This is a genomic window from Streptomyces glaucescens (assembly GCF_002154375.1).
In the GTDB taxonomy this organism is placed as follows: Bacteria; Actinomycetota; Actinomycetes; order Streptomycetales; family Streptomycetaceae; genus Streptomyces; species Streptomyces glaucescens.
This window is the reverse complement of the sequence record NZ_MUND01000493.1, coordinates 1-2,274: the sequence shown is the minus strand read 5'-3', so window position 1 is coordinate 2,274 and position 2,274 is coordinate 1. Positions and strand designations below refer to the sequence as shown.

The following is a 2,274-nucleotide window of genomic DNA, read 5'->3' as shown; positions in this document are numbered from 1 at the left end:
CCGACCGGATCGCCGTCCTCGCCGGACTGACGCTGCGGCCCAACCGGGAGGGACCCGTGCGGACCCGGCTGCGGCAGATCCAGGTGGGGATCCGGCACATCCGCTTCGACTGACCCGCGCCCGCGCCCGCGCCCGCGCGGGCGCGGGCGCGGGTCAGCGCAGCACGCCCTCGATGAAGTCGCTGCCCAGCCGGGCCACCGCCGACAGGTTCAGCTGGTGCTGCGCGTACCGCCCCCGGCGGCGGGTGCTGATCAGCCCGGCCTTCTTCAGCACGCTCAGGTGCCGGGATATCTCGGGCGCCGACATGCCGTGCGCGTCGGCCAGCTCGCTGGTGGTGTGCGGCGCGCGGGCGAGGTGCCGGCACAGCCGCATCCGCACCGGGTGGGCCAGCGCCTCCAGCCGGCGGGTGAGCTGTTCGACGGAGGGAGCCTGCGGCGCGGAGCCGCTGACCGGGTAGGTGATGGCCGGCTGCCAGCCGTACCGGTGCAGCACCATCACATGCGGCCAGCCCAGGCTGGTCGGCACCAGGACCAGGCCGCCGTCACCCGTGGCGGTGCGGCCCGCGATCAGCTTGTCCACCGTGATCAGTCCGGCCTCCTCGTCCAGCGACACCGCCGAGGACATCGCGGTCAGGGCGTCGGCGAGGCCCTTGCGGCGCAGCAGCTCCGTCTTGTGCCGCGCGTCGGCGGCCAGCTGCGGCTGGACCCGGGCCCAGACGTCCGCGAAGAAGGCCTCCTCGCAGTCCCGCATCAGCTGCCGGAACCAGGCCCGCACGGCCGGCGGATCGTGGAGCAGCCGCCGGGCGAACCGCTCCTGGACGCAGCCCCGCGCGGCGGCCATCTCCAGCGCGCGCCGGCGCACGGTCTCGTCCTCCAGCGGGCCGGCGCTCTCGGTGTCGTAGCTGATCTGACAGGTGAACTCGAGCGCCGCGTGCACGAACTGCTCGTCCGGCAGCTTGTCCAGCAGGTCCAGCTCCTCGGCGAGGGTGGCGCCGGGCAGCGTCCGGGCGCCGGGGACAGCGGCGAACGGGGCGAAGACGTCGGAGAACGTGGTGCGCCACAGGAAGTCCGCCTCGCACAGGCGGTCCGCGAGCGACGGGTCCAGCCGCGAGGACACCGCGGTCGCCCAGCCCTGCAGCCCCGGGTGGTGACCGGGCTCGCTGAGCGCGTGCAGGGCCATACCGAGTTCGGCCAGCGGCGACGGCACGAAGGAGATCCGCTCCCGCGGCAGCCCGGTGATGTCGATGCTCACGCTCATGAGCCCATGGTGCACCCCGCCACCGACAGCGCTCCTCTCGATTGACGGCTGCCGTCAACCGACGGGACACGCCGAGCGGTCCGGTCGCAGGCTGAGTGCACCGGGGCAGCCGCGGAGCCTTCCGGAATCCCTGTCTCCCACGTCCCGAAGAGGCGATCCGCCATGAGCGTCACGCAGCAGTACCTCCTCGACACCTACCGCGCCCACCACCTCGGTGAGGCCGCCCCGCCGCAGCCCGGCGCCCACGACTGGCAGGTGGCGCGCGAGTGGCGGGACCGCCGGGAGTTCGCGGCGGTCCTGGCGGGCCGCCCGGCCCGCGGGCGGCTGTGGCGGAACGTGAGCCGGTGGTCGGGGCTGCGGCCGCGCTCCCAGGACTGAGCCGGTGGTCGGGGCTGCGGCCCCGCTCCCAGGACTGAGCCGGTGGTCGCGGCTGCGGCCGCGCTTCCAGGGCTCCGCCGCCGGTGCCCCTTCTCACGGCCCAGCGGCGGGCTGGTGAGCCCGGTGGACGGTGGAGTCGGCCGACACCGTCCACTTCACCGCGCCCAACCGCGCCCACCCGCGCCGTCGCGGACCTGGACGGGCTCCAGCCGCCCCGCTCAGGTTCCGTCCTGCTCCCAGCGGGCGAAGCATTCACAGACGTTGACGATCTGCCGGTGATCCCGCCAGGGCCGCTCGGTCCGGCCGGGCACGAGATCGGTCGCCCGGACACGGCCCGGCCGGGGCGGAGGGCGGGAGCACGTGGCCGAGGACCGGCCGGCCGGGAGCCCCCAGCACGCGTGTCGAACTGCCTGCCAGACGTCGCGGGGCAGTCGCGACCTTGCGGACACCCCTGGGGGTGCACGTCGCAGAGGCCGTGCCCGGTGCTGCCGTCGGCTGCTCATGTGGCGACACCCGACCCGACCGACATGCGACGGTCACGACGGCAACCTTCTCGTCGCCTACGGCCACTGAGAGGTGCAGCACCGACACGCTCTTCGGGACGGATGAACATGCAAGAGACACGCCGGGCCGCGCGGC

2 protein-coding genes and 1 pseudogene are annotated in these 2,274 nt (G+C 74.5%); 2 read left to right on the top strand and 1 reads right to left on the bottom strand.

Going from position 1 to position 2,274, the window contains the following annotated elements; translation table 11 throughout:
* Window positions 1-113: pseudogene (locus CCN42_RS44895) on the top strand (ATP-binding protein); the annotation flags it as partial.
* A gap of 40 nt (window positions 114-153) precedes the next feature.
* On the opposite strand, the gene CCN42_RS29250 reads toward CCN42_RS44895, so the two are convergent.
* A complete protein-coding gene (locus tag CCN42_RS29250; protein WP_086740116.1) occupies window positions 154-1,257 on the bottom strand; it encodes a DUF5937 family protein in 1,104 nt (367 codons plus the stop codon).
* 162 nt (window positions 1,258-1,419) lie between these two features.
* On the opposite strand from CCN42_RS29250, the gene CCN42_RS29245 reads away from it, so the two are divergent.
* Window positions 1,420-1,635, top strand: a complete 216-nt coding sequence (locus tag CCN42_RS29245; RefSeq protein ID WP_086740114.1) for a hypothetical protein — start codon at window positions 1,420-1,422, stop codon at window positions 1,633-1,635.
* The last annotated feature ends 639 nt before the right edge of the window (window positions 1,636-2,274 follow it).